The organism is Lysinibacillus sp. UBA5994 (assembly GCF_002429725.1).
Taxonomy (GTDB): domain Bacteria; phylum Bacillota; class Bacilli; order Bacillales_A; family Planococcaceae; genus Lysinibacillus; species Lysinibacillus capsici.
This window is the reverse complement of the sequence record NZ_DJAU01000016.1, coordinates 1-8,125: the sequence shown is the minus strand read 5'-3', so window position 1 is coordinate 8,125 and position 8,125 is coordinate 1. Positions and strand designations below refer to the sequence as shown.

10 protein-coding genes are annotated in these 8,125 nt (G+C 40.0%); 1 reads left to right on the top strand and 9 read right to left on the bottom strand.

What is annotated here, in order from left to right:
* Positions 1-212 precede the first annotated feature (212 nt).
* The 6 genes from B3D98_RS05125 to B3D98_RS05100 form a co-directional block, all read right to left on the bottom strand.
* A complete protein-coding gene (locus B3D98_RS05125; RefSeq protein WP_054550716.1) occupies positions 213-1,196 on the bottom strand; it encodes a biotin--[acetyl-CoA-carboxylase] ligase in 984 nt (327 codons plus the stop codon).
* 155 nt (positions 1,197-1,351) lie between these two features.
* Positions 1,352-2,524 (bottom strand): CCA tRNA nucleotidyltransferase, encoded by a 1,173-nt coding sequence (locus tag B3D98_RS05120; RefSeq protein WP_288581278.1) that lies wholly within the window; start codon positions 2,522-2,524, stop codon positions 1,352-1,354.
* Positions 2,511-3,656, bottom strand: a complete 1,146-nt coding sequence (gene bshA, locus B3D98_RS05115) for an N-acetyl-alpha-D-glucosaminyl L-malate synthase BshA (RefSeq protein WP_004232695.1) — start codon at positions 3,654-3,656, stop codon at positions 2,511-2,513. The genes B3D98_RS05120 and bshA overlap by 14 nt, the downstream gene beginning before the upstream one ends.
* A gap of 33 nt (positions 3,657-3,689) precedes the next feature.
* Complete coding sequence (mgsA, locus tag B3D98_RS05110; protein ID WP_004232690.1) at positions 3,690-4,094, bottom strand: methylglyoxal synthase; 405 nt, start codon at positions 4,092-4,094, stop codon at positions 3,690-3,692.
* Positions 4,095-4,113: 19 nt separating this feature from the next.
* A complete protein-coding gene (dapB, locus tag B3D98_RS05105) occupies positions 4,114-4,911 on the bottom strand; it encodes a 4-hydroxy-tetrahydrodipicolinate reductase (protein WP_288581273.1) in 798 nt (265 codons plus the stop codon).
* Entirely contained in the window at positions 4,911-5,246 is a 336-nt protein-coding gene (locus B3D98_RS05100; RefSeq protein WP_054550714.1) for a nucleotide pyrophosphohydrolase, read from the bottom strand. The genes dapB and B3D98_RS05100 overlap by 1 nt, the downstream gene beginning before the upstream one ends.
* 115 nt (positions 5,247-5,361) lie before the next feature.
* Between B3D98_RS05100 and B3D98_RS05095 the strand changes: the two genes are divergently transcribed.
* Positions 5,362-6,231, top strand: a complete 870-nt coding sequence (locus tag B3D98_RS05095; protein ID WP_004232676.1) for a YitT family protein — start codon at positions 5,362-5,364, stop codon at positions 6,229-6,231.
* 55 nt (positions 6,232-6,286) lie between these two features.
* Here B3D98_RS05095 and B3D98_RS05090 read toward each other — a convergent pair whose 3' ends face one another.
* The 3 genes from B3D98_RS05090 to B3D98_RS05080 all read right to left on the bottom strand — a co-directional run.
* Positions 6,287-6,961: a zinc metallopeptidase gene (locus tag B3D98_RS05090; RefSeq protein ID WP_288581281.1), complete on the bottom strand. Its 675-nt coding sequence runs from the start codon at positions 6,959-6,961 to the stop codon at positions 6,287-6,289.
* A 60-nt stretch (positions 6,962-7,021) separates the two neighbouring features.
* On the bottom strand, positions 7,022-7,618 hold the full coding sequence (locus B3D98_RS05085) for a DUF1405 domain-containing protein (protein WP_048389842.1): 597 nt from the start codon (positions 7,616-7,618) through the stop codon (positions 7,022-7,024).
* A 263-nt stretch (positions 7,619-7,881) separates the two neighbouring features.
* On the bottom strand, positions 7,882-8,125 hold a 244-nt coding region (locus B3D98_RS05080), incomplete at its 5' end, for a c-type cytochrome (protein ID WP_288581265.1).

Genomic DNA, 8,125 nt, shown 5'->3' with positions numbered 1-8,125 from the left:
TATATTTTTGGGGTCAGATCATAGCGTCACAGATGAGACCCTGGAGCGAACGTAAGTGAGTGAAGCGGCTCATCGGACGCCCCCTGGAAAGGACGTTGGCGGAACGGAAATCACCCCCTCACCTTGCAAAGTTGCTTTTTCTGCCGTTGACATCATCTTTTTGCAACAACATGAGAAGCCGCAAGTATAGGACATTACTTGCAGCTTCTTTTTTATAATATTTTGATGTCTCCTGCATATATCGTTCGAACCGTTCCATCGTCCTGTGTCAATTGCAGAACACCATCGTCTGTAATGCCACTGGCAACCCCTTCAAAACGTTCGCGTATCGTCGTTACCTCTATACGTTGACCAATTGTACAAGACATTTGCTGCCATAGTGTCTTTAGACTCGCAAAACCTTCTTTAACGTATAGTTCTGTAAATTGTTCTAAATAGTGTAAGATAGAGGCCACAAGTGCTGCACGATTGATTTCTTCTCCAGCTTCTAATCGTAATGAAGTGGCAATATCCGCAATATCAGGTGAAAAGTCAGCTGCTGCTTGGTTCGCATTTATGCCAATTCCAACAAGTAAAGCTTGCACAAGATCCGCCTCTGCTTGCATTTCCGTTAAAATCCCCGTACATTTTTTGCCATTAATCAATAAATCATTGGGCCATTTAATCGCTGGCTCTACATGTTTATATAAGGTTTTAATGGCCATTGTGACAGCTACTGCCACCACAAGTGTATAGGATGAGGCCTGTTGGGGCGTAACATCTGGCCGAACGATAACGGTCATCCAAATACCTGTCCCATGTGCAGACTCCCAAGGACGAGCCATACGACCACGCCCCGCTGTTTGCTCCTCACCAATAATAATTGTACCGTGTGGAGCTCCTTCCTGTGCAAGCTTATGCGCAATTGTTTGTGTTGAATCAACTACATCGTAATAATGGATCTCACGTCCAAAATGCTCTGTCTTTAAAAAAAGCTTAATCTGTGTGGGGCTCAAGCTATTTGGTACACCTGTCAATACATACCCCTTTTTCTTAATTGTATCAAATGTATACCCTTCCTCTTGTAATGTTTGCATATGCTTCCAAACAGCGGTTCTTGAGACACCAAGAGAATCTGCTAATTCCTGACCTGAAACCGCTTCTCCATCAGCAGCCAATATTCTTTTTAAAATTTCGTCCTTCATGGAAATTGTCATCTTCACATCAATCCTTTAGTTAACTGTACTCTTGTTATGTAACTTATTTTGTCTTAATCATACTGTAAATTAACGTAAATGACCACCAACGATAGGAATTTAATGAAGCCGTCTCCCATTTCAGGAGACGGCTTTTATCTATCATGTATTCGGCTTTAAGTAAGATCCTGTTGCTCCAGCCAGCTTTTAATCTGTTGTCGATCATTTTGAAGTTCATGATGAAGAATGGCTGTCAGCAGCTCCTCCAATGCGGCTTTTACCCACGGCCCACCCTTTTTGCCAGACCATTTCAGTAAATCAGCCCCATTCACCGCTAATTCTTGCTTATGTTGAATCGGTAGCTTTGCCTGTAATTCTCGGATAGATTGTTGAGGTATCGAAGCGTCTAATTGGCGAAGTTGGGCAAAATATTGTGCAGCCTCTAGTTCTTGCTCTGTGTAGTAAAAATAATGGCGATTTGTCCAACCATCTTTTAAAGCGTCATAAGCGGTTAAAACGGAATTAATAAACGCCATTTCCTTATTCGATAATCGATAATCGCGCACTACCTCACGCCATGCTGTTCCTTGTAGTAAGGCAAAGTATGCCCAGCCAAGAAGGGCATCTTTTGTTTGGAAATTATGCCATTGAGCAGTTTGAAAATCACCTGTTAAATAGGCCGTTAATCCACTGTCCTCTAGTTTTTGTATACCCCCAAAAACTGTTTTTCCTACCCAAAGCTTATCAAGCTCTGCTTTAATGCGTTCTTTTGCAATAAAGCCCAAATCAGCAGCCCTTTGCTGGATGGCTGCTAATGTATTCGCCTCGATCGTAAAATCAAGCTGTGCAGAGAAGCGAATCGCTCGCAGCATCCTTAAAGCATCTTCTGCAAACCGTTTTTCTGCCTCTCCTACCGCTCGTATAACGCGCTTTTCAATATCTTGTTGTCCGCCATAATAATCTACAAAAGAGCCATCACGCCGCATGGCAATGGCGTTCATTGTAAAATCTCGGCGTTGTAAATCCTCTTTTAGAGATCGAACGAAATGGACATTCTGTGGTCTTCGATGATCTGTATATTCCCCATCTGTCCGATAGGTAGTCACTTCCACAGGTCCAGCGGGTACGATAACAAGTACCGTCCCATGCTGAATCCCAATATCTACAGTCTTTTGAAACACAGTTTTTACTTCTTCAGGCAAGGCATTAGTAGCCACATCTACATCATGGGCAGGACGATCGAGTAAAGCATCTCTTACAGCTCCACCAACAATAACTGCTTCAAATCCCGCCTGATCTAATTGTTCAATGACTGAATAGGCTGCCTGCCATTCTTTATTGTTTTGCATGATTTCTTTCCGCAACCTTCTCGTACAGATTTTCATATTGTTCCACAATTTTGGATGAGTGGAATTTTTCACTTACTGCACGGATGGCCGCTTCTCGGAAGCGCAGTAATTGTTCCTCATCTTGCAATAAATGGGTTGCATACGCCGCAACTGCCTCTGTATCCCCTAATTCCACGATATAGCCGTCTACACCATGCTCAATGACTTCTGGAATACCACCTACATTTGTTCCAATACAAGGTACACCACAAGCCATTGCCTCTAATAACACCAGTCCAAACGATTCTTGCTGTGATAATAATAGCTTAAGGTCACTAATCGCATACAGTTCAGCTAAGTTTTCTTGTTTCCCTAAAAATAAAACATCCTTCATATACGGACTTCCTTTTACTTGGTCCATGACACGATGCTTTTCTGGGCCATCACCTACTAATAAGAGCTTTGCTTTCATGTTGGCACGGATTTTCATAAAGGCGTCTACAATGTGTGGAAGGTTCTTTATTTTACGGAAGTTTGATACATGAATGAGGACTTTTTCATCTTCTTGTATACCAAATTGCTCTTTTAAGTTTCCTGAATTTCGTGGGAAGTATTCGCGTTCGTCCACAAAGTTATAAATCGTTTCAATTGGTTTTACTGTATCAATCAGTTCATAGGTTTGTTCTTTTAATGCCTGTGACACGGTAGTCACAATATCAGATTTATCAATCCCATACTTTATGGCCTGTGAGAGCGTAGAATCTTGCCCAAGCACCGATATATCTGTGCCATGAAGGGTTGTAACGATGCCAATGTCTCGGCCGCTCATTTCACGTGCTAGCACCGCACATACTGCATGTGGGATGGCATAATGCACATGTAGCACATCCAACTCTTCATCCTTTATGACGTCTGCCATTTTACTCGCTAATGCAATATCGTATGGAGAATATTGAAATACTGAATAATTATTAACTTCGACTTCATGGAAAAAGACGGTTGGATAAATTTTATTCAATCGAAATGGTACGCTTGAGGTGATGAAATGAATTTCATGTCCTCTTTCTGCAAGCATTTTGCCTAATTCTGTTGCAATGACACCAGAGCCACCAACTGTAGGATAACAGGTAATGCCTATTTTTAGCTTTTTCATTCGATGATCATCCTTTCTGAATCACGTCTTTTGTTAATTGCGTCTTTCTTGTATCAGTCTCCAATCCACAAAGCCTTCCTGTAGGCCTTTTAGTAATATTTCTGCTGTTCCCATATTTGTTGCCAGTGGCACTTGGTAAACATCACAAAGACGGATTAGTGCAGAAACATCTGGCTCATGTGGTTGTGCTGTTAAAGGATCACGGAAAAATATCACCATGTCCATATCATTATTGGCAATCATTGCGCCAATTTGTTGGTCGCCACCAAGTGGCCCTGAACGAAAACGTGTAACTTCCAAACCAGTAGCTTCGATGACACGTTGTCCTGTTGTGCCGGTAGCATATAGTGTGTGTTCTTGTAAAATATTTTGGTAAGCAATAGCAAACTGTACTAAATTATCTTTTTTACGATCATGTGCAATCAATGCGATTTTCATATAGCTTCCATCCCAATCTTTAGATGATGTTTTCTAAACCATAAACAAGCTGATCCATTTTCATAACCTCTTCTATGCAAAATGCAACACCCGACATAAAAGAATTACGATTTAATGAATCATGGCGAATCGTTAGTAGCTGCCCATCCCCTCCAAATAATACTTGCTGGTGTGCCACTAAACCAGGTAAACGTACGGAGTGAATGCGCATACCGTCAAAATCTCCACCTCTTGCACCTTTAATGGTTTCTTTCTCTTCTAGATGTCCTTGTGCCTTTGGCGTACGGACCTCTTGTATTAACTGTGCCGTTTTCACCGCTGTCCCAGATGGTGCATCAAGCTTCTGATCATGGTGCATTTCTATAATCTCTACATCTGGTAAGTATTTGGCTGCTTCTTTTGCAAACTTCATCATTAGGATAGCACCAATCGCAAAGTTTGGTGCAATAATGCAACCTAACTCTTTTTCTCTGGCAATGGCTGATAATTCCTCTAGTTGTGCATCTGTAAATCCTGTTGTACCAATTACAGGTCGTACATTTAAATTCAGTGCTTCCTTTGTATGTTTGTAGACTGCATGTGGATTAGTTAAATCCACTAATACATCTGGTGCAGTTGCTTCTACAAGATCATGCATTTCTGTATATATAGGCACTGTATAGCTTGCTGGAAACATATCTAAATCAGCTAAAGTTTTTCCTACTTCCTTATAATCTAGTACAGCTACTAATTCCATTTTGTCATGTTTCATGACCGTATGTACAGCCTCAGCTCCCATTTTTCCTCTTGCTCCCGCAATTGCTACACGAATCGACATCATTCTTCATCCTTTCTAGTCCAACGATCCTTATCTCTAGTTTCAAATTTATGTATGACGCGTAAAAGTGCTTCATCTAGTTTAATACCTTGGGCATTTGCAAAACAGACTAGTACAAAGAAAAAGTCTCCTAATTCCTCTTCAATACTGTTTATATCCTCTGTACTCTTTTTCTTTTTCTGTCCATAGACATCCTGAACTTCGCGTGAAAGTTCGCCTAATTCTTCTGTTAGACGTGCAAGTAATTCAAATGGTGGAAAATAGCCTTCTTTAAATTGTCCTATATAGTCATCGACACGCTGTTGTAAAGCTTGCATTGTTAGTTGATCTGCCATAAAAATCACACTCCTATTTACCATCGTATAAAATTTACACCATTGTTGTCAAAACCAATAAAATGTCAGATAATAGATAACACTACTTCATTTGTTTGGAACTACAGGAGGTCAAATGCTAAAACAGATTAAAATACGTAATATTATCGCGATTATGCTCGGAGCAGCAGTTTTCAGCTTCGGCTTTGTTCACTTCAACATCCAAAATCAACTGGGTGAAGGTGGACTAAGTGGGATTACTCTCATACTATATTTTACATTAGGATGGGACCCTGCCTTAATGAACCTGTTATTAAATATTCCCATGTTTATCATAGGTTATCGATTACTTGGAAAAAAATCATTTGTCTATACGCTTGTCGGCACTTTATCCGTATCTCTTTTTCTAAAAATTTTCCAAAAATATCAATTTACCATCCATTTAGAGGATGACATGTTGCTTGTAGCACTTTTTGCTGGTGTCTTTGTTGGATTGGGACTTGGGATTGTCTTTCGTTTCGGTGGCACAACAGGTGGTGTCGATATTTTGGCACGACTAGGACATAAATATTTTGGCTGGAGTATGGGGAAAACCATGTTTGTCTTCGATGCCATCGTCATCATTCTTTCTTGGCTGACGTTCTTGGATGCTCGTTCCATGATGTATACATTAGTAGCCGTATTTGTTGGAGCCCGTGTCATTGACTTTGTACAAGAAGGTGCTTATGCGGCTCGTGGTGCGCTTATCATATCAGAAAAGTCTGGAGCCATTGCTGAAACAATCGCTCTTCGAATGGAGCGTGGTATCACCATTTTAGAAGGACATGGTCATTTTACGAAACAACCTAAGGAGGTTATTTATTGTGTAATTGGTCGCAATGAAGTTGTACGGTTAAAATCTATTGTGCATGAAGTTGATCCGCACGCATTTGTTTCCATCATTGAAGTACGAGATGTGGCAGGAGAAGGCTTCACATTAGACGATCAAAAGCAACCCCTTCATTAAGCATACGAAGATAAAAAACTTGTTATAGTGGTGTACCACTATAACAAGTTTTTTCTTAGTCGTCGCTACGCATATTGGTAAAAATTAAAATTAAACGTAATAACTCTAGTACAGCTACCGCTGCCGCTGCTACATATGTTAATGCTGCAGCACTTAATACTTTTCGTGCTGGTCGTTCTTCTTCATTTGTAATAATGCCAAGTGAATTCATATGAACTAATGCTCGCTTCGAGGCATCAAACTCCACAGGAAGTGTCACTAATTGGAAAACAACACCTGCTGCTAATAATATGATACCTAATAGCAAGAAATTCGTACTACTTGCAAAAATACCAATCATTACGAAAATCCAAGACGCATTAGAAGAAATATTTGCTACCGGGACTAGCTTACTACGTAATGTAAGCATGGAATATGCTTCTTTATGTTGGATGGCGTGGCCTACCTCATGGGCAGCAACCGCAGCCCCTGCAACACTTGCTTCATAAAAGTTACTTTCTGATAAAGCCACTGTTTTGGTTGCTGGATTATAATGATCAGACAACACACCTTGTGTTGGCACAACTCGTACATCATATAAGCCGTTTGCATCTAAAATCGCACGCGCTACCTCTGCACCAGTTTGCCCCTTCATTGTACGTTGCTTTGCAAATTTATTATACGTACCCTTTACCTTCATTTGAGCATAAAGTGGAAGCAGCATAATAATCACAAAATAAACAATATACATGCTCGTTGACAATTTTCTAACCCCTTTCTACCTCGATACTATAATTCTATAATTTATACCCTAATTCGGCAAATATTTGCGCCACCTAATTGAGAAAATGGCAAGTAAAATACATGCAATTGATAACCAGAATGTAAAGTAACCTATATAGCTTGTGTAATTGGCTAAATCACGATACATCGGCATTTGCCCAAATACATAGTCAATGACATCATTATGCAGTGTCCAAACAGCTGCTATCACAACATGCCAATAAGTGAAGACATATTTCTTCATATATAGTACTGCTTGTACAGCCATGGCAAAATGTGAACCAACTAGCATCCATCCCTGCCAGCCAATAGAACCTGTTTCAATTAATGTCCAAATATTCATCACATCTGCCCATAAGCCATATTTCACCAACGTAACAAGGGCAAGTACTTCCATCAGTGGCCAGCTTTTCCCCATAATCCAAGCAATTAACACAAAACAAAAGAATAAACTGGCTGTCGGACTATCTGGAACAAAAATATAAAAAATAGGCTCTGTGATGGCAAGCTGCCACCCATACCAATAATAGCCATAAATTGTACCTAGTAGATTAATAATTAGCAGCACTATCAAGAATGATTTATGGGTCAGAAGGTACCAAATATTTGCTCTTGTTAGTTGCACGATGTTAACTCCTTCCGATAAAAACAATCCATTATTTATGTATAGTTATGAAATTCTAGAGCTTTACTCTACCTTTCAATTGTATCTCACCATCAATATGTGTTATTTTATTGTTTTAATTCACTTACTTGTTTCAAGAATAAATGTTTTTTCGACATCTTTCGCTAAAATCCTTTATACAAGGGAACCTTTTTGTATGGCTTCCAGTCCCAATAGTATAACAAGGTAGAAAAAAAAGAGCCAGTTTCCTGACTCTTTTACTATTACTCTGCTTTTAAGCTTTCGATGAATTCAGCAAGTTTTTGAAGATCTTCATCTGAACCTGTCCATAATCCTGCTGGCATTTTACCACTCTCAGAACCATTATGAGCAATGTCCTTAATCTCATCAGCTGTTAAACCTGTGTTCATTAGAGACGGCGCACCTGCTCCACCTTCTAAGCCTTCACCGTGACATGTAATACATGCTGAACCAGCATAGATTTTGTAACCTTCTGATTCTTTATCG

What these genes read in the sequence shown, in the direction of transcription:
- B3D98_RS05125 (WP_054550716.1), bottom strand. Translation starts at nt 1,196, where the DNA reads ATGACAATTTCCATGAAGGACGAAATTTTAAAAAGAATATTGGCTGCT.
- B3D98_RS05120 (WP_288581278.1), bottom strand. Translation starts at nt 2,524, where the DNA reads ATGCAAAACAATAAAGAATGGCAGGCAGCCTATTCAGTCATTGAACAA.
- bshA (WP_004232695.1), bottom strand. Translation starts at nt 3,656, where the DNA reads ATGAAAAAGCTAAAAATAGGCATTACCTGTTATCCTACAGTTGGTGGC.
- mgsA (WP_004232690.1), bottom strand. Translation starts at nt 4,094, where the DNA reads ATGAAAATCGCATTGATTGCACATGATCGTAAAAAAGATAATTTAGTA.
- dapB (WP_288581273.1), bottom strand. Translation starts at nt 4,911, where the DNA reads ATGTCGATTCGTGTAGCAATTGCGGGAGCAAGAGGAAAAATGGGAGCT.
- B3D98_RS05100 (WP_054550714.1), bottom strand. Translation starts at nt 5,246, where the DNA reads ATGGCAGATCAACTAACAATGCAAGCTTTACAACAGCGTGTCGATGAC.
- B3D98_RS05095 (WP_004232676.1), top strand. Translation starts at nt 5,362, where the DNA reads ATGCTAAAACAGATTAAAATACGTAATATTATCGCGATTATGCTCGGA.
- B3D98_RS05090 (WP_288581281.1), bottom strand. Translation starts at nt 6,961, where the DNA reads ATGTATATTGTTTATTTTGTGATTATTATGCTGCTTCCACTTTATGCT.